Raw genomic sequence first — 26,181 nt, forward strand, 5'->3', positions numbered from 1 at the left:
AAATGTATCCCGTTCTGGAGCCAAAAACTGGGCCGTAGTTTCCGCCAAGCATGCCATCCGGAAAGCGCGTCCCGTTCTGAGTGGCAATTCCGGGACGCAGTTTCCGCTCCAAACAAAAGGCCCCGGCTCGCGATGGAGCCGGGGCCAAAGGCGCAGCGTATGCAGTTGATGCTGAGCATGGACAGCCCGTCAGTAATGGCCGTCCGCGCTCTACTCTACCCGCGGTGACGAGCGCGGCTGTACGGCGTATCCACCATGGGCAGATCCGGACGCAGCTTGCCGTCAAATGCGCGGTAGGCGTTCTGCACGGCGGGCGCCGTGGGGATCGTTGCGATCTCGCCGATGCCCTTGCCGCCGTATGCCACGGGCAGCAGCTCGTCCTTCTCCACGTAGATGGCGTGGATATCCGGAATCTCGGGCGCACGGAACAGCCCGAGCGTGCCGTACCTTGCCTGGGGCACGCAGTCCTTGAGCGGCCAGTCCTCGGTCAGCGCATAGCCCATACCCATGAGCACGCCGCCTTCGATCTGACCCTGGATGGAGATGGGGTTGACCACCTTGCCGGAATCGTGCGCGGCATAGACCTCGCTTACACGACCGTCATCGTCCAGAATGACCACATGTGTGGCAAAGCCGTAGCAGATGTGGCTCTTGGGGTTGGGAACATCGGCGCCCAGCTTGTCGGTCGGCTCCAGATACACGTAGCCAAACTCGCGTCCCTCGAGCGCCTTGATGGTGGCCGCAGGGTCCTGAGGATGCATACCCTGGCCGGCGACGAGTTCCTGTGTGCGCAGCTGGTAGGCGCGACCGTCGTCATACTCGATCTTGACGCCGTCGCCGTGCGCGCTCACCGGGGCGGTAGGCGCAGGCTTGCCGGCCTCGATGCCAACCATGGCGTCGCGCAGCAGGAAGGCGGCGCCGCGCACGGCCTCGCCGGTCACGACCGTCTGGCGCGAACCAGACGTGGTGCCGGAGTCGGGAGCGTTCTCGGTGGAACACTCGCCGTTGGCGATGCAGCTCAGCGGCAGACCGCATGCCTCGGCAACGTCCTGCAAAAAGACCGTGTTGCAGCCCTGGCCGATGTCGGACGTGGCGGCGTAGACCACGGCGCGGCCACCCTCGACGCGAATCTTGCAGCGGCCGGCATCGGGCAGGCCCACGCCCACGCCGGCGTTCTTCATGGCGCAGGCGATACCGGCGTGTCCGGGATGCGCGTAATAGGCATCCTTGACCTCGAGCAGCGTCTCCTTAAGCGCCGTGGAGCAGTCGGCAATCTGGCCGTTGGGCAAAACCTCACCCGGCTCGATGGCGTTGCGGTAGCGAATCTCCCACGGATCCAAACCGACCTTCTCGGCCAGCAGGTCGATCAGGCTCTCGAGTGCAAACTCGGACTGGCAGACGCCAAAGCCACGGTACGCACCGGCGGGCGGATTGTTGGTGTAGTAGCCAAAGCCGCGAATGTCGGTGTTCTGGTACTTGTAGGGGCCGACGGCGTGCGTGCAGGCGCGCTCGAGCACCGGGCCGCACAGCGAAGCGTAGGCGCCGGTATCAAAGTTGATCTCGCAGTCCAGGCCGGTAAAGTTGCCCTCGGCGTCGCAGCCCAGCGTAAAGGTGCCGTCCATGGCATGGCGCTTGGGGTGGAAGGCAAGCGACTCAGCGCGCGTGAGCTTGCACTTCACAGGACGCTGGAACTTATATGCGGCGAGCGCGGCCAGGTGCTGGATCGAAACGTCCTCCTTACCGCCAAAGCCGCCGCCCACAAGCATGGTCTCGACGACCACGCGCTCGGGCTCGTTGTCCCAGCCAAACATGTGGGCACACTCTTTGCGCGTGTCGTAGGCACCCTGGTCGGTCGACTGCACCTTGACGCCGTTCTTGTACGGGAAGGCGACGGCGCACTCGGGCTCCAAGAAGGCATGCTCGGTAAAGGGCGTGGTAAAGCGCTGCGTCACGGTAAACGCGCTCTCCGCCAGCGCCTTGGCGGCGTCGCCGCGCGTCACGTGACGGCTCTGGCACACGTTGTCCTTGAGCTCCACCGTGTTGCCAAAGGCAAAGAAGCTGTCGTGAAGGCGCGGGGCGTCGGCGGCCCTGGCCTCGACAATGTTGCGCACGGGCTCCAGCGGCTCGTAGTCAATCTTTACGAGCTTCTTGGCCTTCTCGAGCGTCGCCTCGTCCTCGGCAACCACCAGCACGATGGCATCGCCCACGCAGCGGGTGATATCGCCCTGGGCGATCATGACGTCCCAGTCCTGAATAAGGTGGCCGACCTGGTTGACCGGCACGTCCTCGGCGCGCAGGATGCCCACCACACCGGGCAGGGCCTCGGCCTTGGAGGTATCGATGGAGAGCACGCGGGCGCGCGGATACTTGGAGCGCACGGCGCTGGCATAGGTCAGGCCCGGCTGATCGAGCTCGTCGATGTCGTCGGGATACTTGCCCTCGCCGAGCACCTTCTTGCGCACGTCGATACGGAAGGCGCGCTTGCCCACGCCGTAGTCGTCGCCGCGCTCCAGGCCCTCGTCAATCTGCTTTTCGCCGCGGAGCACCGCAGCGGCCAGCGCAATGCCCTCGATGATCTTCTTGTAGCCGGTGCAGCGGCAGACGTTACCGCGAATGGCGTACTTGATCTGCTCCTCGGTGGGCTCGGGATCCTCGGCGATGAGCGCTGCACCCGCCATGACCATACCGGGGATGCAAAAACCGCACTGCACGGCGCCCACGGCGCCAAAGGCGTACACAAAGGCCTCGCGCACGTCCTGGGGCAGGCCCTCGACGGTCACGATGTTGCGGCCGGCGGCAAGAGCGGTGGTCAGTACGCATGCCTTGACGGCCGCGCCGTCTACATGGATGGTGCAGGTACCGCAGGCACCCTCGGAGCAGCCGTCCTTAGCGGAATGGATGTGCAGGTCGTCGCGCAAGTAGCGGAGCAGCGGCTTGTTCTGAGTCGTCGTGCGCTCGACGCCGTTAACGGTAAAAGTGAATTCCTGTGCCATGGTGATTCCCTTCTACACGCCGGCGGCGATGCCGGTGCGGTCGTGGATGGCGCCATGCGGGCAGACGACAGCGCACATGCCACACGACAGGCAGTCCGCGCCGTCGATATGGGCGCAGTTGTCCTCGATGCGGATAGCGCCGGCAGGGCACTTTTTGACGCACATGCCGCAACCGATGCAGCTCGTGTCGCAGATCTTGCGCGCAATGGCGCCCTTGTCGGTGTTGTTGCAGCGCACCAGGATGTTCTGGTAGCCGGGAACGAAGGCAATCACGCGCTGCGGGCACGCCATGCCGCACAGGCCACAGCCCGTGCACCTGGAGCGGTCCACGCGGGCGATGCCATCGACCAGCGCAATGGCACCGTGGGGGCAGGCCGCGACACAGGCGCCACAGCCAATGCAGCCTTCGCTGCAGCGGGCGTCGCCGCCTGCGGAGGCGCAACCGCTTCCGCAGGCAACGTAGGCCACGTTATGTTGAATGGATTTGGCCATAAGAGACTCGCCTATTTCTTAAGAAGGTACGAATAGTTGTCGCGCACGGCCCTGATGGTCAGGCGGACGGCCTCGGGAAGACCGGTGTTGACGGCATCGACCGAGACGGTGCGGACCGTGCCGGCGACGCGGACTTTAAAGTGGTCCTCGTCCACAGCCAGGAAGCCCTCGTTCTCGGAGTTCTCCATGTCCTGCTCGCTCCAGAACAGGGTGAGCTTGTCCTTATAGGGACGACCCTCCTGGTAGGGGCAGAACACGGCGCAGTTGCCGCACTCGTTGCACATGCCGTCGACATGTACCACCTGATGCTTGGCCAGGCCCGGCACCTTAATTGCCACGTTGGCGCGGTTGGGGCACACGTCGCAGCAGACCTCGCACACCGAGCCGCAGCCCAGGCAGCGGGTCTTGGTGCAGTTGTGCTTGTCGCGGCACAGCGACCCCTTGCGCTCGTAGCAGGTGTCCTCGCGACCGGCCTGCTCGTTGCAGTCGGCGTACTTGTTAAAGTCGACACCGGCAATGGCACGAGCGACCTCGGCGGCGTCGGCAATAGCCTCGACCACGGTGGCAGGACCGCGGCGGCAGTCACCAGCAGCCCAGACGCCCTCGACGCCGGTGGAGGTGGCGGCAAGACGGCCGCGACGGTCGTGCTCGACGCCCGCGGCATCGTACAGGCTGGCATCGATGCCCTCGCCCACGGCGCAGATCACCGTGGTGGCGGAAAGCTCGACGGTCTCGCCCGTGGCGACGGGGCTGCGACGGCCACTTGCATCCGGCTCGCCAAGTTCCATAACGTCGCAGGTCAGCACTGCGCCGTTGAGTGCCTTGGGCGCCAGCAGCTCGCAGAACTCAACGCCGTCGGCAAGAGCAAGATCGAGCTCTTCCTCGTCGGCGGGCATCTGCTTCTTGGTGCGGCGATACACCAGGCGCACGTTCTTCACGCCAGCCAGACGCTTGGCCACGCGAGCCGCGTCCATGGCGGTGTTGCCGGCGCCGATGACCACGACGTCCTCGCCCAGCTCGAGCTTCTCGCCCTTCTTGGCGGCCTCGAGGAACTCCAGCACGTCGAGCTCGGCACCCTCGCCCAAGCCTGCAGAGCCGGGCATCCAGGCACCGGTGGCCACGACCACGTCGGTAAAGCCCTGAGCCTTGAGCTCGTCAATGGACTCCACGCGGGCGTTGAGCTGCACCTTAGCGCCAAAGGCCAGGCAGAGCTCGGCATCGTGGGAGATATCGTCGCTCGCGATACGGAACTCGGGGATCACGTGACGGACCACGCCGCCGAGAGAGTCGCGGGCCTCGAAGATAGTGACGGGCACGCCGGCGCGCGTCAGGAAGAACGCCGTCGCCAGACCGGCCGGGCCGCCGCCGATAACGGCAACGTTGCGCTCGGCGTCGTTGGCAATGGCCTGGGTGCGCAGCTTGGGCAGCACGGCGGTCATGGCCTCGCGGGCGGCCTTGAGCTTGCTGGCGCGAATCTGGGCGCCCTCGGGCTCGTAGAATGCGCGCTCGCAGGCACGGCCGCAGGGATGCGGGCAGATGGTGCCGGTAATGAACGGCAGGGCGTTGCGCTCGATGATATTGTTGAGCGCGTCCTCGTAGCGGCCCTCGTCAACAGCCGCCAGATAGGCAGGGATATCCTGCTGGATGGGGCAGCTCGTACGGCAAGGCGTGGTAAAGCAGTCGGAAAGCGGGCTCTTGCCGGCGACCTTGCGGTCGGGCAGCGGGCGCAGCGGCTTCTTGTAGAGCGGGTTGGTGAGCGAGTCGGTCTGGATCGCAGTCACGGCCTCGAGAGAGACGCCCGCGAACGGCTTGCCATCCAGGTCGGTAAACTCGCCGGCCATCTGGCTAAAGCGCTCGTAGCCACCGGGCTTGAGTACGTCGGTCGCCAGGGTAACGGGCCAAATGCCGGCGTCATACAGGGCGCGAATGTTGTAGACCGTAGCACCGCCGGAGTAGCTGATGCGCAGCTTGCCATCGAACTGCTCGGTAATGCGGCGGGCGGCCTCGATAGTCAGCGAGAACAGCGAACGACCGGACATGTACATCTCGGTGGAGGGCAGCTCGTTCCTCGTCACGTCGACGGGGAACGTGTTGGTCAGCTTGACGCCAAACTCCAGGCCGCGCTCGGCGCACAGGGCAATCAGGCGCTCGAACATGGGCACGGCGTCGACCCACTGCAGGTCCTCGCGGAAGTGCGTGTCATCGAAGACGATGTAGTCAAAGCCCAGCTCGTTGAGGCGCTGGCGGGCAAACTCATAGCCCAACAGCGTGGGGTTACACTTGATGTAGGTGTTAAGGCCCTTCTCGGTGATGAGGTAGGTCGCGATGCGCTCGATCTCGGCAGGCGGGCAGCCGTGCAGGGTAGACTCGGTGATGGAGTTGGAGACGCGCGCCGGGATGGACTCGACAAACGCAGCGTCGACATGCTCAAACTTGTCCAGGTTGGCGAGTGCCCATGCGCGGCACTCGTTCCAGACGTCGGAGCCGCTGGCGTCCTTCATGCCCTCGATGTAGGCGTCGACCTTGGGGCTCTTGATGCCCTCGAGGTCATAGCCCACGGACATGTTGAAGACAAAGCCGTCCGGGCTACCCAGGCCGTACTCGCGAGCGATCAGGTGGCAGGCGAACCATGCCTTCACGTACTCGGCAAAGGCCTGCGGAACCTCGAGCTCGGTCGACCATTCGCAGTTGTAGCACTCGTCCTGCGCCACGATGCAGGGCTTGTTCACACACTTGGAGAGCTCCTCGCCGTCCATAACCTGGACGGTCTTGAGCTCAAAGAAGCGGGAACCAGCAACGTAGGAGGCCACGATGTTCTGGGCCAGCTGCGTATTGGGACCGGCGGCCGGGCCAAACGGAGTCTCGATGCGCTCGTCAAAAATGGGAAGCGCACCCTCCTGGTTGGTCGTGACCATCTTGCGCACGCCAAAGATGGCGTCCTGGGTCTTATGCTCCTCGATGATCCAGTTCATCAGCTGCGAAAACGGGATCGGCCTCATGATGTCGCTCATAGTGAGCTCCTCTCTGTAACGCCCGGCGAGACCGCGCGGCGGGCGCAAATACGGTGTAGCGCTAGCACAGCGCCGGCGACCCCGCGGAGGCCGCCTATGCGCGCGTCGGATGCGGCGAAACATCCGACGCGCGCGAAACTACTTGTGAATTAGTAGGCGCGATCGTTGAGCGTGCTCCAGAGCTTCTTGGACTCAGCCATGGTCCACGCGTTGATCTTGTCCTCATCAATGCCAACGAACTCGCGATCCTTGTACAGGACGCGGCCGTTGATGATGGTAGTGCGGCAGTTTTTGCCCATCATGCCAAAGAGCATATGGCCGTCGATATTCTCCTCGCTCAGCGGCGTAAAGGGCTTGTAGTCCATGACGATGACGTCGGCGGCGGCGCCGGGCTCAAGCACGCCGAGCTTGCGATCGAAGTACTTGCTCGCCATCTTGGCGTTGTTCTCGAACAGCATCGTCATGGCCTCGCACCAGCCCACGTTGGGCATAGCGGCGTTGTGGCGCTGAATGATCAGGAAAACCTTAAGGCTCTCGAGCATATCGTGGGTGTAGGCGTCGGTGCCCATGCACACGGGGATGCCGCGGCGGAAGAATTCGAGCACGGGGGCGCAGCCCACGGCGTTGCCCATATTGGATTCGGGGTTGTTGACGAGCCAGGTGCCAGACTCCTTGACGATATCCATCTCGGCGGGCGTCACGTGGATGCAGTGGCCGAGCATGGTGTCGGGACCCAGCAGGTTGTGCTGCAGCAGGCGCTCGACGGGACTGATGCCACCGCGGTTGAGGCGGGAGTCCCACACGTCATTCATGCCCTCGCACACATGGATGTGGAAGCCGGTCAGGCCGTTGTTGGCCTCGGCCATCTTGTCCATGGTCTCGTCCGACAGCGTAAAGGTGGCGTGACCGCCAAACATGGCGGCGATCATGTGGTTGTCGTTATCGCGACGCTCCTTGGCGGCCCACTGGGCAAATTCGGCGTTCTCGGCAATGGCCTGGTCGCATTTTTCCTGGCCGCGGCGATCGGAGACCTCGTAGCACAGGCACGAACGCATGCCCAGCTCCTGAGCTGCATCCTTAATGGTAAAGAGGCTTCCCGGGATTTCGCAGAAGCTCGCATGATGATCGAAGATCGTGGTGACGCCATCGCGGATGGAGTCAAGAATCGTGGCATAGGCGCTGGCCTTGGTGCCGTCGAGCGTCAGGTTGTCATCGATCTTCCACCACTGCTGCTCAAGATTCTCCAGGAAGTTGGTGGGGTTGCAGCCCTTAATGGCAAGGCCGCGGGCCAGACCCGAGTAGATGTGGGTGTGGCAATTGATGAGTCCGGGCATGATGAGGTTGCCCTGGGCGTCGACGTACTCGGCATCCGGGTACTTGGCCTTGAGCTCGCACTCGGGACCTACTTCGACGATCGTATCTCCGTCAATGGCGACCGCGCCGTTGGGAATGAACGGGGTCTGAGCGTTGCGGGTAAAAACGGAACCGTTAGCGACCAGAAGCATGAATGCTCCCTTCAACATCAGGGGCGGGGTTTGACACCTCTGACATGGCGGAGTGCGAAGCGCCGGCCTACACCGGAAACGGGCCCTCTCCCGTCAACGCTTCACCAAAGGGACAAACCCTTTGAAGTGCGGCTTGGCGCCGCATGACGTCGGCGGACGAGGCGATGCGCCCGCCGACGAATAGCACCGAATTGGTTACTTCTTGCTCTCGGGCAAGACCAGATCCACGGCAGCGTCCTTGGCAGCATCGATGTGCTGAGCCACGACCGGCGTCTGCGGAAGGATCAGGTTAAGGACAATGGCCATAATGGCGGTGGGGGTTACGGCATTGGAGCCGATGACGGTGGATACCCAGGCGGGCATACCCTCGCCGGCAAGGCAACCGCTGGCCATCCAGATACCCAGGCCAAAGACGACGGAGGTACCGACGATGGTGGTAGTGCGCTGCGTGAGGCCCTCGCGGGTGAACATGCGCACGCCGTTCATGGTGATGGTGCCGAAGACGCCGACGGTCGCGCCGCCGATGACGGGCTGCGGGATAGCGGAAAGGACGGCAGAGAGCTGCGGGAACAGACCGGCGATGGCAAAGACGGCCGCGATGATCACAAAGACCCACTTGTTGACGACCTTGTTGGAGCAGATGATGCCCACGTTCTGGCCAAGGGCGCTGGTGGGAAGACCGCCCAGCAGGCCGCCGACCATAGAGGTGAGGCCCTGGGACACGATAGCGCCGGAGAGCTCGCGCTCGGTGGGCATACGGTCGATGGAGCCCAGGCAGGCGGCGGAAACGTCGCCGATAACCTGGATGGCAACCATGGGGAACACGACAGCGAGGGTAATGCAGACCTCGGGATCAAACTCGAGCGCGTAGGGCATGAGCTTGGGAAGGGCGAAGACCTGAGCGGTGGCGACGCTGGAGAAGTCGATCATGCCAAAGGGGATGGAGACGATCATGCCAACGATCATGCCAAAGAACACGGATCCCAGCTTGAGCGTGCCCTTGCCAAAGTTGGCGAGCGCAAAGACCACGGCGAAGGTGATAAGAGCGACGCACCAGGCCTGCGGGGTGCCCCATAGCGGCGTACCCATACCGCCGGCCATATACTTGACGGCCGTGGGATAGAGAGAGACGCCAATGGAGAAGATGACCGTACCGGTCACGACGGGCGGGAACAGCCACTTGATCTTGCTGTAGGCCAGACCAAAGAGGACCGCGACGGCGCCGCCGACGATCTCGCCGCCCAGCAGCGCACCAAAGCTAAAGCCCGAGGCACCCATGGCCTGCAGAGCCGGCAGGAACGCGAACGAAACGCCCATGACGATGGGCAGGCCGCCGCCGATGCGACGGAAGGGAGCGAAGGCCTGAAGGGCCGTGTCGATTGCCGAAAGAATGAGCGCGACCTGGATGATGTCGGTGCTCTGCTGGCTATTAAAGCCGTAGACGCCGGCCATGATGACAGCCGGGGTGATGATGCCGGCAAACGATGCCAGTACGTGCTGAAGGGCACACGGGATCATTTCCTTAACGGGAGGCATGCCTTCACGAGTGAACAGGGCTTCAGTGCCGTTCTTAACCGTCTCCTGGGTCATTTGACCACCAATCCTCGAAATAGTTGTTTTCGCATCTAACGCTCTATTGTGACGCAGTGCGGGGTTGAGGTTGTGCCTTCGTTGCATATCGTATTAAAGATGATTCTCATTCTCAATAATAATTTTTTGTTATCAGACTATTCTTCAGCTGAGATAATGCATTTCCGCAGGTCAGGAACGTGTCTGTTCAAAATAACATCTAACTTTTCTTTTGGTCGACCGTTTACCGCCAAATACCTACCGCTCATCTGTATTACGCAATGTACCTGCGAATATGTGAGTCAATAGACACCGTGTTACCATGAGAAAAAATTGTTATGATCATTTCCGATTTCACCCAAAGGAGTTGCCCGTGAACGAGACCGTACGTCGCTTTTTGCCGATGGTCGATTTTCTGGAGCAGATACTCGGCAAAAACAGCGAAATCGTGCTGCACGATTTCTCGGATCCCGACCACGCCATCGTCGATATTCGCAACGGCATCGTGAGCGGCCGCAAGGTCGGCGGTCCCGCCACCGATCTGGCACTCAAGATCATGCACGACGCCAAGTATCGCGACCTGCCGTTTATTACGGGCTACGAGGGGCGCGGTGCCGGCGGCAAGACGTTGGAGTCAGCGACGTACTTTATCCGCGAGAATGACGAGATCGTCGGTATGCTCTGCGTCAACACCGATCTCTCGACCGTGCGCTCCATCAACGCCATGGCGCAGCAGCTCATGGCGTGCTTCGACGCGGCGCCGACGCGCACGGAGCCCGCCCCTATCGAGGTCGAAAGCCTTTCGGAGTCCACACAGGAGCTCATCGACCGCAGCATTGCCGAGTTGCTGAGCGCGCGCGGGCTGGATGTAGCGTCGCTTGGTCAGAGCGACCGCGTGGACGTCATTCGCCACCTCAACGGCAACGGGGTGTTCATGCTCAAGGGCGCCGTGGCCTGCGCCGCCACCTCGCTGGGCATCTCGGAGCCCAGCGTCTACCGCTACCTGCAAAAAGTCCGCAAGGAGGGCTAACGAGCAAAATGGAGCGCGGCTCCACAAGCGATTCGTCACCTGACAAAAGACCCTGCAGCTCGCACGCGCTGCAGGGTCTTTTTGCATGTCATGTTTAGTTGTGGTCAACGCCTTAGAGAGCGGCGACGACCTCGATCTCGACCAGACCGCCAGCCGGAAGAGAGGCAACCTGGAAAGCGCTGCGCGCGGGGAACGGGGCCTCGAACTTGGAGGCGTAGATCTCGTTCACGGCGGCGAAGTCGGCAATGTCAGCCAGGTAGACTGTGGTCTTGACGACATCGGCAAAGGTGGCGCCGGCAGCGGTCAGCAGGGCCTCGACGTTAGCAAGGGACTGCTTGGCCTGGGCCTCGACGCCCTCGGGCATCTTGCCAGTTGCGGGATCGATGCCCAGCTGGCCGGACAGGAACACCATGTTGCCGGTCTGGATACCAGGGGAATACGGGCCGATGGCTGCGGGTGCGTTATCGGAAGACACGACGGTCTTGCTCATGTTTTTCTCCTTACAAGTAAAAGGGAACGGGAGCGCGGCGTTCACACCGGGAGGCACAGTTCGGTCTGAACACCGCGCTTGATTGGGATAGTACTCAAGGTGTCCGCGCGATGCAAGATTATTATCACGTTGCGAGAATATTTTATCGCCCAACGGTTTCCCCGGACCGCTGAACGGTTCTCATGTGAAGCAGCCAGTCCAAGCTGCTGAAGACTTTATCCCGCTTAGAGCACGGGCATCGCCTGCCGCGACGGCACCACTATACTTTTGATTATCTGAGCATTTTGAAAGGCAGGATATGACCGCAACCGCCAGTCGAACCAACAACCGCAGACCCGAGCTTTTGGCGCCCGCCGGAGGGCCCGAGCCCTTTGCCGCCGCACTCGCCGCCGGGGCAGACGCCATCTACTGCGGCATGGGCAGCTTCAACGCCCGCCGCAAGGCCACCAACTTTACCGACGAGGCCTTTGAGCAGGCCTGCCGCGCCGCGCATCTGGCCGGCTCGCGCGTCTACGTCACGGTCAACATCGTCATCAAGGAATCCGAGATGAGCGATGCGCTGCAGCTCATCCATCGCTGCTCCACGCTGGGCGCCGACGCCTTCATCATCCAGGACTGGGGCCTGTTCTTTGAGGTCAAACGCACGATGCCCAGCATCGAGACGCATATCTCGACCCAGACGAACATCCACGACGACCGCGGAACCCTTTGGTGCCGCGAGCAGGGCGCCGACCGCGTGACCCTCTCGCGCGAGCTTTCCATCGACGAGATTGCCGCCATTCACGATGCCGCGCCCGATGTGGACCTTGAGGTCTTTAGCCATGGCGCCATCTGCTTTTGCTATTCGGGCCTGTGTCTGCTTTCGAGCTTTGCCATGGCGGGACGATCGGCCAACCGTGGCATGTGCGCCCAGCCCTGCCGCTTGCCCTACGAGCTGATCGACGAGAACGGTCGCTCGCTCTCCCCTGCCGGTCGCGAGCGCGCGCTGTGCCCGCGTGACACCAACACCTCGCAGCTTGTTCGCCGTCTGTATGACGCCGGCGCCGCGTCGCTCAAGCTCGAGGGCCGCATGAAGGCGCCCGATTACGTGTACTCCATCGTTGATGTGTATCGTCACGAAATTGACGACATGCTATCCGGAGCCACCGTTGCCAAGGACGAGAAAGCCGCCCGCCAGCGCCAGCTCAAGCGCTGCTTTAACCGCGACTTTACGCACGCCTATCAGGACGGTACCTCGGGTGACGAGATGATGAGTTACGAGCGCTCCAACAACCGCGGCCAGATCGTGGGCACGGTGCTCGGCAGCCACCTGGCCAACCGCGATGTGCGCGGGCTCAAGCCCGACGACCGCCGTCGCCGCGCCGCCATCGCCCGCATTGAGTTGTTTGAGCCCGTGGGCAAGGGCGACCTGCTGGAGCTTCGCCACGACGATGAGTTCGACCAGTTCCTGACCACCATCGCCGCCGATGATGCCGCTGCCGGCGATGTTATCGAGTGTCGCGTGCCCCGTAGCATGCCCGAGGGCTGCCGCGTGCGCGTGATTCGAAGCCAGCGCGCTATTGACGCTGCCAGCGCCGCGCTCAAGCGCGATGTGCTGCGCCGCCGAGCTGTTGATGTATCCGTCGTGGCGCGCCTGGGCAAGCCGTTTACTGTCACGCTCACCTGCTGTGACGACCCCGCGCTCACCGCCACCGCCACGGGCTTCACCGTCGAGGCCGCCAAGACCCGCGCCGTCGAGGCATCCGATCTGGTTGAGCACGTCGGGCGCATGGGCTCCTCTCCCTTTGAGGCCGCGAGCTTTGACGTGGCCCTCGACGAGAGTTGCGGCATGGGCTTTTCCGCCGTGCACAAGGTGCGCGCCGCCGCTTGTAAGGCGCTGGAAGAGGCCATTCTGGCACCGTACGAGGAGCGCGCCCGCACGCTCGAGCTACCGGCGATTGTCACCAATGATTCCCGCCCCGCGCCCGAGCACTACCGCGATGAGCCGCAGATCTGCGCTACCGTCACCTCGCTCGAGGCCGCCGAGGCCGCTCGCGCGGAGGGTGCAACGCGCATCTACATGACCACCGACGCGCTCGAGGCTGTCGGACTCTCCCCTGCCGATGCATTTGAGCAGGGTATTGTGCCCGCACTCGACGAGGTCTGCCGCGCCGTTGACCACGTCCGCGTTGACCCATGGGTTGTTGCCGGCGCCACGGTCGCTATTGGCAACATCTCTGAGCTTGCCCTGGCCGCCCAGGTTGGCGCCACGGCCGAGATTCGCTCTTGCCTGCCGGTGCACAACACGCCCTGCATGGAGGCGCTTGCCGAGCGCGGAGCCGGTGCGTTTTGGCTCTCGCCCGAGATCACGCTCGACGAGATTGTCTCGCTCGGCGCCGCCGCGCCCGCGGCTCTAGGCATCACCGTCTTTGGCCGCCCGCGCGTTATGACAAGCGAGCATTGCATTCTGCAGGTTGCCAACGGTTGCATCCACGATTGTGCCAGCTGCCGCCTGCGTGCCCGTAAGCTCTCGCTCAAGAATATCGACGGAAAGGTCATGCCGGTGCGTACCGACATCCACGGCCGCTCACGCTTGTACGACGCCTACCCCATCGACCTCACGCCGCAGGTACCACAGCTGCTCGACGCCGGCGTCCGTCGTCTTATGGTGGACGGCACACTGCTCGAGACGGATGAGGTGGGCCGCGCCACCGCTCGCGTCCGCCGCGCCGTCGAGGCAGCGCAAGCCGGCCGCAAGCCCGCCGCCCGCCTGCGCGGTGCCACCTCGGGCTGTATGTTTGTGGGAATCAGCTAACCGAAAGGCTTACACGTGAACGAAGAACCTCAAGTCCTCTACTGCGACGCCTGGCTCATGGCCATCGACAAGCCCGCCGGCATGATCGTCCACGGCGACGGCACCGGCGAGCGCACGCTCACCGACTACGCCAGCGACCTGCTGCTGGCGATGGGCGACGGCTTTGCCGCGACCGACATGCAGCCGCTCAACCGCTTGGACCGCGACACCACCGGCGTGGTGCTGTTCTCACTCGACAAGCAGACGCAGCCCGCCTTTGACCAGATGATTATCGACCACGCGTTCGAAAAGCACTACCTAGCGCTCGCCGAGGGCAAAATCGACTGGAACGAGAAGCTCATCGACAAGCCTATCGCCCGCGACCGCCACGATAGCCGCAAGATGCGCGTTGGCGCCAGCGGCAAGCCGTCTCAGACGCGCGTCAAGGTACTCAAGCGCCTTAAGAGCCGCCGTGGCCTGCCTACGCGCTCGTATATTGATGTCGAGCTGCTCACCGGCCGCAAGCACCAGATCCGCGTGCACCTGGCAAGCGAGCATCATCCCTTGATTGGCGACGACCTGTACGGAACGCCGCGTCCCTGCGGCCTGATGCTCCACGCCCACAGCGTATCCTTCACGCATCCCGTAACCGGCGAGCACATCCACATCGAAGCCCCCTGCCCCTGGGAGCCTTAAACCACCACAATGGGGACAGGCACCTTTGCGGTGGTTTTGACGCAATGGCTTAGCCGCGGTCCCAAAACGTCTCGATCTGTAACAGTTAGAGCCCATTTTCCGGTCTATCTGTTACAGATCGAGACATTCGAATCCCCCTCAAGGGAAAATCTCAATCTGTAACAATAACTCGGCAAAATCGATCCCAAATGTTACAGATTGAGACAAAGGAACGGCGCAATTCGGAAGTATTTCAATCAGTAACACCTAGCCCACTTTAAGCGGTCCAGTTGTTACAGATTTAGACTAAACCGGTAGACAACGAAAGCGGCAACGCCCGTAATGGACGTTGCCGCTTTTCTATTGAGAAAACTACTCAGTTTTCATTACTAACCACCACAATGGGGACGGGCACCTTCGCGGTGGTTTTGGCCTTAGCCCGTCCCTGCCGTTAGACCGTGACGACGTTGTCCATTGCCCGGTACTTGGCGGGGACCTCGCCTGCGGTAATAATCGTTGCATCGCGGAAGTCCGCGAACTTGACGGGCGCCACCATGCCAAATTTACTGGCGTCCGAGATTACGAAGCGCTTGGCCGTATGGCGCATCGAGATACGCTTTACTTGCGCCTCCTCGATATCGGGCGCCGTGAAGCCCTGCTCGGCGGCAATGCCGTTAGAGCCCCAAAAGCCGCAGTTGAAGTTGTAACGGTCTAAGGTTGCCAAGGCATCGGGGCCAACGAGCGCCTCGGTCTCGGGTTTGAGCTCGCCGCCCAGCACCACGGTACGCATGCCGCGCAAAGCGAGATGCTGAGCATGGAGCACGGAATCAGTCACATAGGTGACACCTTCAAGGTGTGGAAGATGCTCGATGAGCCTGAGCGTCGTCGAGCCCGAGTCGATGTACACAAAGCTCTCGGGCTCCACCAGCGCCGCCGCACGGGCGCAGATACGTTCCTTGTCGTCGTTATGGAGATCGCTGCGCTCATTAAGCGTTAGGTCGCGCGTCACGTGCGCGCGCTCAAGGCTCGTCGCCCCACCGTGCACCTTGGCGATACGGTGTGCGCGATTGAGCGTCTGCAGGTCGCGCCGAATGGTAGACGCCGTCACGCCCAGGGCCTCAGCAAGCTCCGGTACGGTAACCGAGCCCGTCTGCTGCACCATCGACACGATTGCGTTGAGCCTATCTTCCGCAAGCATCGCTTACTCCTCCTCGGGGTACACGACTCCCCAATCGGCGCGAAGCTTGGTCATAAGCTCCATAACATCAGAAGCATAATCCAGAAGCTCGCGCTTGGAGTCGTCGCCGGCAACGGCCTTCTCAAGATCGGCCATCTCATAACACAGGGCGTAAGCCTCGGTGCCTGCGTGGACCTCCTCGCGGTGGCCGTCCGCAGTCCACACGATGGTCGCGTGATCGGCACGCGGATATTCGTTGACCTCGATGTAGCACTTGTCAAAGCTGATGACCGAGCGCTTGGGCTGCTTGGAGTGAAGCGTAAGGCTCACGACGCCCAGCTGCTGCTCGGCATTGCGGCAGACGATGCCGCCCGCAACATCGACTCCAGTCTCGCAGGTGTTGCCTAGAGACACGACCTCGGCGGGCTGGCTCGCCATAAACAGGCGCATGACGGACAGGGCATACACACCAATATCGAGCATGGCACCGCCGGCAAGGTTGCGATTGTAGAAACGGTTGGTCAGGTCGCCGTACTCCTTGTAGCTACCAAAGTTGAGCTGAGCGAGGTTCATGCGGCCGAACTCGCCGGCATCCATGCGGCGACGCAGCTCTTGATACAAGGGCATGTGGAGCACCGTGGTAGCGTCCATAAGGACCACGTTGTGCTCGGCGGCAATGGCACGGGCCTCATCGAGTTCAGCGGAATTGAGGGTAATGGCCTTCTCGCAGAGCACGTGCTTGCCGGCTGCCAGGGCAGCGCGCAGATAGGTGATATGAGTGTTGTGCGGGGTAGTGATGTAGACGGCGTCGATGCCAGGATCGGCGTAGAGGTCCTCAACCGTGTCGTAGACCTTCTCGATGCCATACTGCTCGGCAAAAGCCTGAGCCTTGGACGGCGTACGGTTGGCGACGCCCGCAAGCTTGCGACCGGCAAGAGCAAGGGACTGAGCCATCTGGTTGGCGATAACGCCGCAACCGATGACGGCCCAATGGAGCTCGGGAGCCGTAAAAATATCGTCGGGGAACGGCTTGTCCTGGACCGAAGCGAACGCTGCTTTGGCGGCTGCCGCGGCGTCGAGCGGAGCCTGCTTGGAATCTGCCATTATGTGCCTCCTGTGTCATAGAACGCCTTGCTTTCTGACAGCTCTATATTCGCACAAACACGCGCTTCTGTGCGCGTTTTTGCGTATCTCACCGCTAAACGGTCATTTTTATCCCGTAAACGGCGCATCTATACGCATATTCACGCAATCCCACGCACGTAAATGCGCACAAATGCGAACCGGTCATTGCTCAGAGACAGGGGCTTATGCTTAGAACTCAAAAGACAGGATGATCCGCTTCGCCTCGTCGCTCATGGCGCGCTGCAGCTCTAAGGACCGTCCCAAACTGCCGACAGAAAAGGAACGTTCCAAACTGCAGACAGAAAAAGAACGTCCCCAGGCGCCGGCATTTCAAGAGCACTCATTTAAGTCTGTCCCCAATGAGTGGGAGTAATCAGAGACCCTTTGCGAGGGAGGCCGGACGTGGCCTTCCTCGTTTTTATTCATGGACTTTAGTCCGTGCCGCGCGGCACGCGCGGCATAGAAAGCCACCCGCTCAGCGGGTGGAGGCCAATTTCCGCTACGCGACAAAAACCTTCCCCCTAGCATGAGGATTGTTCAGGTCATCATACTAGGGGGAAGGTGATTGCTGTGGCCCAGAAAGCCAACAGCCTCGCGCACACGAAATGGCTGTGCAAGTACCGCATCGCACCGAGGCCAAGCTCATCGCCGCCATCGTCGAGAAGCACCCCGAGGTGCGCTTTGCCGCGAGCCGCACCTCGGCCCACGCCGACCTCTACGACCGCATGGAGCAGGCCCTGTGCGAGCGCGTGGCCAACGCGGTGGATGTCGTCCGCTCCGACATCAGCCCCGCGCTTCTTGTCCACACCGGTCCAAACCTCGTGGGTGTGGCGGTCCAGGGACTCTAGTGGAGGCGGGGCGTCCTGCCCCAAAAACAAATGCAAAAGACGAGCACTTCTTGCCGCTCAATTGGCGAGAAGCGCTCGTCTTTTCTTAACGCGTTGTATGGCGGAGAGAGCGCAAGTTACGCGAGCGCCCTTCTTGCCAGCTCGGCCGCGCCGAGGATTCCTTGGTCGCCGCCGCAGCCCGGGGCGCAGATGTAGCTCTCCATGTCCTTAAGCTCGGCGGTCTGGATGTAGCCACCCAGATATTCGAGGGTCTTCTTGCGGACGATGCCGTAGAGCTGCTCCTGGTGCATCACGCCGCCGCCGAGGACGATGCGGCGAGGCGAGTACATGAGCACGAGGTTCGCGCACATCTGCCCCAGATAATCCCCCTCGAGCGCCCACACCTCATCGTTGTCCGCGAGCTCGGCCGCGGGCTTTCCCCAGCGCGCGGCGATGGCGGGGCCGGAGGCGAGCCCCTCGAGACAGCTCGCGTGGCTCGGGCAGACGCAGCGTCCCTCCTCGGTGGGACGGGTCCTTACCAGCATGTGACCGGCCTCGGGGTGCAGCATGCCGTGAAGGAGTCTGCCCGCGCACATGACGCCCGCGCCCACGCCGGTGCCGATGGTCACGTAGACGGCGTCCTCGAGCCCCTTGCAGCAGCCGAAGACCACTTCGCCGAGGCAGGCAACGTTCACGTCCGTGTCGTAGGCCACCGGAATCCCGAGGGCGTCGGCGAACGCGGCGCGAAGACCATGGCCTCGCCACGCGAGCTTGGGCGTCTGGAGGATGGAGCCGTAGCGCTCGTCGTTGGGGTCGACGCAGGTCGGGCCGAAGGCGCCGATGCCCAACGCGTCCACATCGCGGGCGGTGAACCACTCGATCATCTGCGGGACGGTCTTGGCGGGCGTAAGCGTCGGGGTCTCCATACGGTCGAGGACCTCGCCGTCGCCGGACACCACGGCACAGACCATCTTGGTCCCGCCGGCTTCGAGGGCGCCGAGCCTCATTTGCTTTTCGCTCATGTGATCCTCCTTACAAAGGGACGCCCGCAGTCATGGTCAACCGCGGGCGCCCATAACGTTGGCTTGTTTCGAGGCGACCCTACCTGGGCACGCGGTCCTGCCTTGCGGCAAACGGGGCGAGCACGGCGTGCGGCTCGCTTTGGTACCAGTAGGCGACGGTGGAGATGTCGTCCTCGCGCTCGTAGAGCTTGATGTCGTCGTTGCCGAGGTCCTGGAACGTCACGCGCAGGTCCTCCTTGAACGAGATCGGGTCGGGAAGGTGCCACCTGTAGAGGCCGTGCCTGGGCAGCGCGTCGTCGTTAGTCGCGAGCATCGGATTCGGGTTCGGCTTGCCCGCGCTGAAGCGGTCGCGCGTGGCGTCGCGCGTCGAGCGGTACGGGTAGCCGGCGAACAGCGTGTTGAAGCACTGCGCCTCGGGCAGCGCGTGGGGCGGCCTGTCGAGGAAGGCCCAGGCACCGCCGAAGTAGTCCTCGGCTCCCGTCGAGGTGACCGTGGGGAACTCCTCGTCGCCGTCGAGGAAGAACTTCATCTCGCCCTCGCCCCACCAATAGCGCTCCAGGGCGCACAGGGCCATGTAGGTGCCGACGTAGTAGCCCTTGCCGCGCACGCCGTCGAGCACGGTGTAGTCGACGCCCCTGCGGGTGCTGCGCTCGCGGTTAAAGCGGGCGTGGAAGTACATGGCGTCGTCCGGCACGTCGGTGAGCGCGTAGTTGAACGTGTAGAAGATGTACTTAATGAACCCGGGGTGCTCGCTCGTAAGCGTGACCTTGGCGTGCTTCCTGAAGGGCATCTCGAAGTAGCAGTTCATGCCGCCCGTCGGGTTCACGCAGATGGGCATCGAGTTGACGATGGCGCGCTCACCGAAGCCGTTGCAGAAGAAGTCGCCGACAGGGCACTCGACCGAGGGGGTCTCCTCGTCGTCCCAGTAGAAGCGCAGCACGAGGTCACGCATGACGAAGCTGCCGGCGGCGGTCTTGTCGGGGACGGTCATCCAGATGTGGCGGATGATGCCGGGGCCCTCGATGTCCGCGAGCGTGATGGTCTCGCCGGACTCAAGGGGCACGCAGCACGAGCCCTTGCGGCCGACGCCGAGGTGGCTGGCCGACATGGCGGCGCGGCCCTTCTCGCCCGTGATGTTCTCGGGGGTGATGGCGCGGCTTTCCTCACCGCCGTGCATCCACACGTCCTTAAGGAACTCTCTCATCGTCGACCTCCTCTATTCGTCGTCGTCGCACTCGGCGGAACTGGCACCGTTCACGTAGATGATCTGCTGGCGCGCCTCGTTGACGAGGGCGTCGAAGTCGAGTTTCTCGTCGGGGCGCGCGAGCGCGACCGTCATGGCGAGCGGGAGGTTGACACCCGCGATCACGTGGATCCGGTCGGAGGCGAAGCGGGAAAAGCGCTGGTTCACGCTGCCGCCGTACGCGTCGGTGAGGACGACGACCTCGTCAGTGCCCGAAAGAGCCGCCTCGACCGCCGCGTCGAGCCCCTCGCCGTTGTCGTTCACGTAGGCGCACACGGCGTTGACGGCGTCGCCCTTACCCGTAAGGAACTCGAGGGTGTCCTTGAAGCCCTGGGCGAGAAGGGAATGGCTCGCCACAACTATCTTTCTCATTGATTCACCAATCTCTTGGGTCGAAGCTAGGCGAGGATGCCGGCGGCGGAGGCGACCATCGCGAGGACGATCACCACGAGGATGAGGGCCGTCATGCTCGCGTTCTTCTTGGTAAGAAGGTAATACGCGCTTCCCGTGATGGCGGCGGGGATCATGGCAGGCAGGATCTTGTCGAGCAGCGGCTGAATCTCCATCGCGACGTCGCCGAAGCTGAAGCTAATCGGGCAGGTGACGCCGATGACCGAGGCGATGAGGCAGCCGACCACGGTGAGGCCGAGCACGGAGGCGGCGGCAGTGAGGTTGGGAAGCTTCTCGCTGAAGTCGGTGACGAGCTTCACGCCCTGCTTGTAGCCGAACTCGAGGGCGTGCATGCGGACCCAGAAGATGGCCAGGATGAGCGCGAACCAGATGCCGGCTCCCACGGGGTTGCCCTCGATGGCCATGTAAGCGGCGATGGAGCCCATGATGGTCGGGATCATGGTCATGAGCAGGGAGTCGCCGACGCCGGCGAGCGGTCCCATGGTGCCGATCTTCAGGTCTTGGACGGCGTCCGCCGCCGCTAGGCCGTCGCGCTCCTCCATGGCCACGCAGGCGCCAAGGATGATGGCGGCGAGCCAAGGCTGGGTGTTGTAGTAGCGGAAGTGGTTGTTGAGCGCTTGCTTATAGTCCTCGTCGTTCGTGTAGATCTTCCTCAGGACCGGCGAGAGGGCGTAGGCGACTGAGGCGCCCTGCTGGGTCTGGTAGTTGAAGGTGCACACGCTCATGAGCCAGCGCCAGTTCGCGTTGCGCAGGTCCTTCTTGGTGACCTTGTAGCCGGAGGGCTTGCCCTCGGCGACGGCGGTGATGTTCTCGTTTTCCATGGTTACTCATCCTCTCCGATGAAGGCGTCTGCGGAAGCGTGGGCGGCGAGCTCGGTGTCCCTCTCGGCACGCTGGTAGAACGCAATCGCGAGGGCAACGCCGACGATGGCGGCGCCGATGATGGGCACGTTCAGGAAGGCCGAGAGGAAGAAGCCGGCGAGCAGGTACTGGAAGTACTTGGCGGTTGGCATGTAGCGGAGCAGCATGGCGATACCGACGGCCGGGAGCATCTTGCCGGCGAGGGTGAGGCCGGAGAGGAACCACTGGGGCATGACCTCGAGGAGCCAGTTGACGGCGGGCTGGCCGAGCGTCACGGAGACAAAGACGGGCAGGGCGGCGCACAGGCCGAAGAGCGCGGGGCAGACCCACAGGATGGCGTTCATCTGATTGAACTTACCCTCGTTGCAGAACTTCTGGGACTTCTCGACGACAAAGCCGTTGAGGATCTTGGCGACGACGTCGAGCTGGATGCCGAGCATGCCGACCGGCAGGCCGATGGCGAGGCCCGTGTCGGAGCCCAGGGTCACGCCGTAGGCGGTGGCGATGATGGCCATCGTGCCGTAGTCGGGAATGGAGGAGCCGCCGAAGCCCGCGACGCCGAGCTGCATGAGCTGAATGGTGCCGCCGATGACAAGGCCGGTCTTCCAGTCGCCCATGACGACTCCGGTGATGAGGCCCCAGAAAACGGCGTAATTGACGAAGATCATCGGGATGCCGTAGTAGTCCACGTGCTTGATGAAGGCCAGCAGGGTCAAAAGGACGACCTGCAGGATAGTGAAGTTGACCATATTTCCCCCTTAGATGAGGTCTGCGACGGAGACGGGCTTGTCGGCGGGCACGAACTGGGCCGTCACCTTGACGCCACGGGCGATGAGCGCCTTGTAGCTCTGGACGTTCTCGGCGGAGGCGTAGGCGCGCTGGGTGAGCTGGATGCCGTCCTCCTTGACGAGCGAGCCGCCGACGACCAGCGACGGGAGCTCGACGCCCGACTCGACCAGGCGAAGCATCGTCTCGGGCTCCTTGGCGATGACGAAGACCTTCTCGCGGTCGTACTTGCCCGCGGCGAAGTTCTTGAGCGCGGTCTGCTCGGAGATGATCGAAACGGCCATGCCCGCGGGGCGCGCCATCCTCATGGTGGACTTCAGGACCTCGTCGCCGGCGACCTTGTCGTCGATGACCATGACTCGGGTCGCGCCCGACACCGGGGCCCACTGCGTCACGATGATGCCGTGAAGCAGGCGATTGTCGATTCGTGCCATAACAACACTCATGTTTGCTCCTATCAAATGAAGTTTTACGTTCGGTACTGCCTCGGCGCTATCCGGATTCGCGCCGGGCAAGGGGTTATCGGATTATTGAGGACGCGCGGTCAGCTTGCGGCGGCGCGGGGAAGGTCACTCGTCGAGCAGGAGGTCCGAGGAGCCGAGGCGCTCTTCTCGCGCCGGGGCGGCGCTCACGCTTATGTAGTCGAAGACATATGCGATCTCGCTTACGGGAACCTCTACGCGATAGCGCGTCGAGATGCTCGAGAAGCTCTGCCTGAAGGACTCGATGAAATCGGCGCGTTCCTCCTCGAAGCGGTCCTGGCCAACGTAGGTCTCAATGGGGTTTCTGGTAACAAGGCGCTCGACGAGACAGCAGAGGTGAACGTAGAGCCCAATGATGGCGTTGCTGCCGATCTTCTCGCCTGTCCTGCGCTGAAGCTCGTGCACGGCGCTCTCGATCTCATGGAATAGCCGCTCCGGGTCGAGGATGGTGATGGAGCGGATGACGTTCTGCAGCGTCATGTTCGAGAGCAGCTTCTCGTGGAAAGAAGAGAGCTCGGAAGCGTCAAGCCACCTGCCGAACACGACATCAACCTTAGAGGCGGACGCCGTCGACATGATGTCCTCGAGGGCGACGAAGGGGACGGAGGCGACCCCGGGGTCTCCCGTGCCGATGACGGCGCAGACGCGGTGCTCGGAGAAAACGGCGTCGTTCGACCCGTTCGCGACGAGCTGCTTGAAGGGCCTCGTGAGCAGGCGCGCGCCTATGGTGCGCGGGAGGCTCTGCGAGACGAGCTGGCGTATCCTCTCCGCGGCGTCGACCCCGGACTCGGAGCAGAAGACGATGGCGTCCTCACGGTTGACGCGCTCGATCACCTTGCAGTGCGTCACGCACGCGGCGGTCGCATCGCCAAGAACCTCGGCGATGGACTTGCCGCCGAGCAGCCCGACCCCGATCTCGAGCGCAAGACCGGTAGAGACGTTGTTCACCACGCCGATAGTGGAGTCGGTAACGTTCTCGAGGGCCTTATAGGCCTCCTCCAAGGAGCCCATGTCGACGAGGAACACGACCCCGGTGCAGTAGGAATGGCGGTCGACGAGGCGCTGGAGCGGACCGACGATGTCCTTCAGCTGCTGGTCGTAGGGCATGTCGACAGCCTCGTACACATGCATGCCGAGCATACGGTTCGCCGCGTCGGCGATGCTCGTCGCCGTTGAGTAGCCGTGGGACAGGATGACGCAGAGCGTCCGAAGGGCCTTCGCATCGCGAGACTCCGATGCGACGCACAGCGTCAGAAGCGTCTTCGTGAAGTGATCGAGCGAGATTCCCAGCGCCCCTTCCACGTCTGCGGCGACCTGATCGGAGACACTCGAGGCAAACGGCAATTCGGAGGTCACGGCACCGAGGAGATGGGAGATTTGCTCCGCACAGGCAGACTTTCGCTTAGCCAGGCCGATACCCGGCCACAACTGCAGGCAAATCTCCTGGGCCAGTAGAAAAGCGACCTTCCTCGAAAGCTCGATGCCATAAGAAGAGCCTGCGTCGGCAAGGACCGCGCCCACGACGCGCTCGAAGGCGCGCGACCTCGAGGAGGCGACGCCGTGGTCGAAGATCAAGTGATCCTCAACGCCGCGCACAGCGGAGACAGCTTGCGAGACAAGCTCGGAGACAGAGAGCTCCCCGGCGCAGAATCGCTCATCGAGGGAGCACAGGGCATCGAGCGCCTGCTCGACCGGCCCTGTGCTCTCGGCGGCATCCAGAGACGCGTCGATCAGAACGCCATCGTCGGGCTGTTGATCGATCTGCGCGGAGGAGAGGAGCCCGCTGGGAAGAAGATACGGGCGAACGACGACGTAGTCGCCCTCGCGATTGAGGAACGCTTTGGCGCAGCAGTTCGTCACGCAGGCGCGCAAGCCGGCGATGTTATCGGAAAAGTCCGCGTTCACGAGGCAACGGTATGCGCCGCGGCTGATCTTCACATCAGAACCGATTCGGCACCCCTCGCTGCGCAGGAAGCTCAAGATGAGATCCTCGCGCTCCTCGGGGGTCCGCTCCTTGAGTGAGGGGACGCGGGCACAGATGGGCATTTTGCTGTAGGCCGAGGAAACCTTCAGGTCATCGGCGGATAGCGTCGTCGAAAGAACGAGGCGAGCGCGCGGCGCATCCTGGGAGGCATCGAGCCCGAGGGCCGTCGCAAGGCAGTGCTCCATCGCAGAGGGAGAGAGTGCCTCGATGCCGTTGACAAAGACCACACCCCCGCGCGCATTCGCGATCGACTCGTCAAGAAGCCCGTTGAACGAGGCGGCGTCCGGGACCCCGGCGCAGTCGATGCGCACATAGGAGGAGTCGCGGGACAGCAAGCCCTGGTTCTTGCCGTACTCGTACACAAGGCGAGAAAGGAAAGACTTACCGACACCCACGCCGCCGCTCAAGAGGATGGGCAGGCCAAACGGAGGGTACTGAACCGCAGCCTTGCACTGCTCGACAACGGAGCTGAGGCTCATGTCGAAGCCCACGGCACGCGCGAAGTCGCGGTGATCGGCGATTCCCGTCGTCTGGATGAGGTCGGCGAGCGAGGCGTACTCGCTTGCAGAGAGCTTTACCTGAAAACGCTTCTGGAACGCGCGGCGATGAAAATAACGGACAGGCCTGCCCGCCACCTTAACCACAAGACCGGCGCGAACAAGGTCGTTGAGGTACTGGCTCGCCAGGCTCCTGGAGATGATGAGTGTCTCGGCGATGTCGGAGGTGGACAGACGGGCAAGGTCGTCGAGCGAGACGGCAGAGGTGAGGGCCTCGAGATGCTCGAGAATCCTGTCCCTCATGTCGACGGGTTTCTTTGCCAAGCTGTCCTGTGTGGTCTTGTCCATGACTTCTTACCTCCTCGTACAAGGAGTATAAGGGGAGAACAGAGAACGGAAGGGGGCGCGTGGGGGAATCAACAGCTCCGAGGAAAAGTCCACCACTTGAGGGGCAGAAAACAACGGCCATTGAACATTCAGGGCCGACGCTCAACACTTCGGCTCGACACTTCGCTTTGGAAAGGGCCCCGGCGCGCCGGGGTCCCAACATAAAGAAGGGCCCCGGCGCGCAGGGCCTAAAGCTTAACCATGCGCGCGGCGATGCGGGCGCAGTCGCAGGCGGCCTTCTTCTCGAAGGTGTTGTAGTCGACGACCCGGCCCTCGGCGCAGGGCTTGTCGCTGATGGCGCGCACGACGACGAGGGGCACGCCGTTGAGATAGGCGGCCTGCGCGATGGTGCAGCCCTCCATCTCGCAGCACAGGTCGCCGAAGATCGCGAGGATTCGCTCCTTCTGTTCCGCGGGCGAGACAAACTGGTCGCCGGAGACGACGCGGCCCTTGAGGACCTTAATGTCGGGGGCGACGGCGGCCGCGGCGGCGCACGCCGCCAGCAAGGGCCGGAGCGGATCGCGCAAGATCAAGGCGTCGCCCGGGAGGTCGGGCGTTACCGTCAGCCGGCGCCGCGTCTGCCGCATCATGAGGGAGAACGGCCTGGCCGGCGCATACGGCAGGAAAAGGTTCAAGGTGCACCCCGGGGCGATCAACGAGGCCGACGTGTCGAACGTCGTCGCGCGCGGCTTCGGCGGCAGGGCGCCGTACACCCATATATGCAGCGACTTGGCCTGCGTGCGCGTCGGGGCGTCGTGGAACTACGTCTGCCTGCTCGTCGACCTCTGCAACGGGGAAATCGTCGGCCACTCCGAAGGATCGAGGAGGGACGCGCGAGCTCC

The 26,181-nt window shown here is 62.9% G+C and carries 20 protein-coding genes; 4 read left to right on the forward strand and 16 right to left on the reverse strand.

Annotation, left to right across the window (positions count from 1 at the left end; all coding sequences use genetic code 11):
- Positions 1 to 215 precede the first annotated feature (215 nt).
- The 5 genes from xdh to DW821_RS04245 form a co-directional block, all read right to left on the reverse strand.
- Positions 216 to 2,993 (reverse strand): selenium-dependent xanthine dehydrogenase, encoded by a 2,778-nt coding sequence (xdh, locus tag DW821_RS04225; protein ID WP_118065780.1) that lies wholly within the window; start codon positions 2,991 to 2,993, stop codon positions 216 to 218.
- Positions 2,994 to 3,005: 12 nt separating this feature from the next.
- Entirely contained in the window at positions 3,006 to 3,485 is a 480-nt protein-coding gene (locus tag DW821_RS04230; RefSeq protein ID WP_117629213.1) for a 4Fe-4S binding protein, read from the reverse strand.
- Positions 3,486 to 3,496: 11 nt separating this feature from the next.
- Complete coding sequence (gene ygfK, locus DW821_RS04235) at positions 3,497 to 6,496, reverse strand: putative selenate reductase subunit YgfK (RefSeq protein WP_118065782.1); 3,000 nt, start codon at positions 6,494 to 6,496, stop codon at positions 3,497 to 3,499.
- Between the two features lie 149 nt (positions 6,497 to 6,645).
- Positions 6,646 to 8,001, reverse strand: coding sequence for a putative aminohydrolase SsnA (gene ssnA / locus DW821_RS04240; protein WP_118065784.1), 1,356 nt, complete (start codon positions 7,999 to 8,001; stop codon positions 6,646 to 6,648).
- 195 nt (positions 8,002 to 8,196) lie between these two features.
- Entirely contained in the window at positions 8,197 to 9,591 is a 1,395-nt protein-coding gene (locus DW821_RS04245) for a uracil-xanthine permease family protein (RefSeq protein ID WP_089572468.1), read from the reverse strand.
- Positions 9,592 to 9,943: 352 nt separating this feature from the next.
- Here DW821_RS04245 and DW821_RS04250 point away from each other — a divergent pair, with 352 nt between their 5' ends.
- Positions 9,944 to 10,600, forward strand: a complete 657-nt coding sequence (locus tag DW821_RS04250) for a transcriptional regulator (RefSeq protein WP_233506701.1) — start codon at positions 9,944 to 9,946, stop codon at positions 10,598 to 10,600.
- A 112-nt stretch (positions 10,601 to 10,712) separates the two neighbouring features.
- Here DW821_RS04250 and DW821_RS04255 read toward each other — a convergent pair whose 3' ends face one another.
- On the reverse strand, positions 10,713 to 11,090 hold the full coding sequence (locus tag DW821_RS04255) for a RidA family protein (protein WP_117583058.1): 378 nt from the start codon (positions 11,088 to 11,090) through the stop codon (positions 10,713 to 10,715).
- A 298-nt stretch (positions 11,091 to 11,388) separates the two neighbouring features.
- On the opposite strand from DW821_RS04255, the gene DW821_RS04260 reads away from it, so the two are divergent.
- Together DW821_RS04260 and DW821_RS04265 are read left to right on the forward strand one after the other, a co-directional pair.
- Positions 11,389 to 13,884 (forward strand): U32 family peptidase, encoded by a 2,496-nt coding sequence (locus DW821_RS04260; RefSeq protein ID WP_118065786.1) that lies wholly within the window; start codon positions 11,389 to 11,391, stop codon positions 13,882 to 13,884.
- 15 nt (positions 13,885 to 13,899) lie between these two features.
- Complete coding sequence (locus tag DW821_RS04265) at positions 13,900 to 14,559, forward strand: RluA family pseudouridine synthase (protein WP_233543350.1); 660 nt, start codon at positions 13,900 to 13,902, stop codon at positions 14,557 to 14,559.
- Positions 14,560 to 14,989: 430 nt separating this feature from the next.
- On the opposite strand, the gene DW821_RS04270 is transcribed toward DW821_RS04265, so the two are convergent.
- Together DW821_RS04270 and DW821_RS04275 are read right to left on the reverse strand one after the other, a co-directional pair.
- Complete coding sequence (locus tag DW821_RS04270; protein WP_117778548.1) at positions 14,990 to 15,736, reverse strand: DeoR/GlpR family DNA-binding transcription regulator; 747 nt, start codon at positions 15,734 to 15,736, stop codon at positions 14,990 to 14,992.
- 3 nt (positions 15,737 to 15,739) lie between these two features.
- Entirely contained in the window at positions 15,740 to 16,819 is a 1,080-nt protein-coding gene (locus DW821_RS04275; protein ID WP_117778549.1) for a Gfo/Idh/MocA family protein, read from the reverse strand.
- A gap of 632 nt (positions 16,820 to 17,451) precedes the next feature.
- On the opposite strand from DW821_RS04275, the gene DW821_RS04280 reads away from it, so the two are divergent.
- Positions 17,452 to 17,688 (forward strand): DegV family protein, encoded by a 237-nt coding sequence (locus DW821_RS04280; RefSeq protein WP_117817123.1) that lies wholly within the window; start codon positions 17,452 to 17,454, stop codon positions 17,686 to 17,688.
- 116 nt (positions 17,689 to 17,804) lie between these two features.
- Here DW821_RS04280 and DW821_RS04285 read toward each other — a convergent pair whose 3' ends face one another.
- The 8 genes from DW821_RS04285 to DW821_RS04320 all read right to left on the reverse strand — a co-directional run bounded on the left by DW821_RS04285 (position 17,805) and on the right by DW821_RS04320 (position 25,872).
- Positions 17,805 to 18,689, reverse strand: a complete 885-nt coding sequence (locus tag DW821_RS04285) for an ROK family protein (RefSeq protein ID WP_197032763.1) — start codon at positions 18,687 to 18,689, stop codon at positions 17,805 to 17,807.
- Between the two features lie 79 nt (positions 18,690 to 18,768).
- Positions 18,769 to 19,893: a glycoside hydrolase family 172 protein gene (locus DW821_RS04290; protein WP_172676343.1), complete on the reverse strand. Its 1,125-nt coding sequence runs from the start codon at positions 19,891 to 19,893 to the stop codon at positions 18,769 to 18,771.
- A 12-nt stretch (positions 19,894 to 19,905) separates the two neighbouring features.
- On the reverse strand, positions 19,906 to 20,304 hold the full coding sequence (locus DW821_RS04295) for a PTS sugar transporter subunit IIA (RefSeq protein WP_089572475.1): 399 nt from the start codon (positions 20,302 to 20,304) through the stop codon (positions 19,906 to 19,908).
- A 26-nt stretch (positions 20,305 to 20,330) separates the two neighbouring features.
- Positions 20,331 to 21,164 carry a PTS system mannose/fructose/sorbose family transporter subunit IID gene (locus tag DW821_RS04300; protein WP_089572476.1) on the reverse strand — a complete coding sequence of 278 codons (834 nt, stop codon included), beginning with the start codon at positions 21,162 to 21,164 and terminating at the stop codon, positions 20,331 to 20,333.
- Between the two features lie 2 nt (positions 21,165 to 21,166).
- Positions 21,167 to 21,952, reverse strand: coding sequence for a PTS sugar transporter subunit IIC (locus tag DW821_RS04305; protein WP_089572477.1), 786 nt, complete (start codon positions 21,950 to 21,952; stop codon positions 21,167 to 21,169).
- Between the two features lie 9 nt (positions 21,953 to 21,961).
- On the reverse strand, positions 21,962 to 22,435 hold the full coding sequence (locus DW821_RS04310) for a PTS sugar transporter subunit IIB (protein ID WP_089572478.1): 474 nt from the start codon (positions 22,433 to 22,435) through the stop codon (positions 21,962 to 21,964).
- Between the two features lie 123 nt (positions 22,436 to 22,558).
- Positions 22,559 to 25,300, reverse strand: coding sequence for a PRD domain-containing protein (locus DW821_RS04315; protein ID WP_118065788.1), 2,742 nt, complete (start codon positions 25,298 to 25,300; stop codon positions 22,559 to 22,561).
- Between the two features lie 227 nt (positions 25,301 to 25,527).
- Positions 25,528 to 25,872: a 5'-methylthioadenosine/S-adenosylhomocysteine nucleosidase gene (locus tag DW821_RS04320; RefSeq protein ID WP_233543590.1), complete on the reverse strand. Its 345-nt coding sequence runs from the start codon at positions 25,870 to 25,872 to the stop codon at positions 25,528 to 25,530.
- Between the last annotated feature and the right edge of the window lie 309 nt (positions 25,873 to 26,181).

The organism is Collinsella sp. AM33-4BH (assembly GCF_003469205.1).
Taxonomy (GTDB): Bacteria; Actinomycetota; Coriobacteriia; order Coriobacteriales; family Coriobacteriaceae; genus Collinsella.

Coding starts and splice junctions, on each gene's coding strand:
- xdh (WP_118065780.1), bottom strand. CDS start 2,993: ATGGCACAGGAATTCACTTTTACCGTTAACGGCGTCGAGCGCACGACG.
- DW821_RS04230 (WP_117629213.1), bottom strand. CDS start 3,485: ATGGCCAAATCCATTCAACATAACGTGGCCTACGTTGCCTGCGGAAGC.
- ygfK (WP_118065782.1), bottom strand. CDS start 6,496: ATGAGCGACATCATGAGGCCGATCCCGTTTTCGCAGCTGATGAACTGG.
- ssnA (WP_118065784.1), bottom strand. CDS start 8,001: ATGCTTCTGGTCGCTAACGGTTCCGTTTTTACCCGCAACGCTCAGACC.
- DW821_RS04245 (WP_089572468.1), bottom strand. CDS start 9,591: ATGACCCAGGAGACGGTTAAGAACGGCACTGAAGCCCTGTTCACTCGT.
- DW821_RS04255 (WP_117583058.1), bottom strand. CDS start 11,090: ATGAGCAAGACCGTCGTGTCTTCCGATAACGCACCCGCAGCCATCGGC.
- DW821_RS04260 (WP_118065786.1), top strand. CDS start 11,389: ATGACCGCAACCGCCAGTCGAACCAACAACCGCAGACCCGAGCTTTTG.
- DW821_RS04270 (WP_117778548.1), bottom strand. CDS start 15,736: ATGCTTGCGGAAGATAGGCTCAACGCAATCGTGTCGATGGTGCAGCAG.
- DW821_RS04275 (WP_117778549.1), bottom strand. CDS start 16,819: ATGGCAGATTCCAAGCAGGCTCCGCTCGACGCCGCGGCAGCCGCCAAA.
- DW821_RS04285 (WP_197032763.1), bottom strand. CDS start 18,689: ATGAGCGAAAAGCAAATGAGGCTCGGCGCCCTCGAAGCCGGCGGGACC.
- DW821_RS04290 (WP_172676343.1), bottom strand. CDS start 19,893: ATGAGAGAGTTCCTTAAGGACGTGTGGATGCACGGCGGTGAGGAAAGC.
- DW821_RS04295 (WP_089572475.1), bottom strand. CDS start 20,304: ATGAGAAAGATAGTTGTGGCGAGCCATTCCCTTCTCGCCCAGGGCTTC.
- DW821_RS04300 (WP_089572476.1), bottom strand. CDS start 21,164: ATGGAAAACGAGAACATCACCGCCGTCGCCGAGGGCAAGCCCTCCGGC.
- DW821_RS04305 (WP_089572477.1), bottom strand. CDS start 21,952: ATGGTCAACTTCACTATCCTGCAGGTCGTCCTTTTGACCCTGCTGGCC.
- DW821_RS04310 (WP_089572478.1), bottom strand. CDS start 22,435: ATGAGTGTTGTTATGGCACGAATCGACAATCGCCTGCTTCACGGCATC.
- DW821_RS04315 (WP_118065788.1), bottom strand. CDS start 25,300: ATGGACAAGACCACACAGGACAGCTTGGCAAAGAAACCCGTCGACATG.